Raw genomic sequence first — 244 nt, forward strand, 5'->3', positions numbered from 1 at the left:
GACATTTGAAGGCAAGCACCTCGAATTCCTCGACCTGCTTGGCATCACCATTCCGTCTACCCTGCTGGGTATCCTGGCTATCGGTATTTTCAGCTGGTTCCGTGGTAAAGATCTGGATAAAGATGAAGAGTTCCAGAAGTTTATTTCCGTACCTGAAAACCATCACTATGTGTATGGCGACACGGCAACACTGTTAGACAAAAAACTGCCGAAAAGTAACTGGCTGGCAATGTGGATCTTCCTC

At 46.7% G+C, this 244-nt stretch carries 1 protein-coding gene; it reads left to right on the forward strand.

The annotated features are described in order from the left end of the window. The coding region (locus FDX22_RS26335) for an anaerobic C4-dicarboxylate transporter family protein (protein ID WP_304571826.1) at positions 1-244 on the forward strand (244 nt) is incomplete at both ends.

It is taken from the genome of Citrobacter sp. TBCS-14 (assembly GCF_005280805.1).
GTDB classification, from domain to species: Bacteria; Pseudomonadota; Gammaproteobacteria; order Enterobacterales; family Enterobacteriaceae; genus Citrobacter; species Citrobacter gillenii.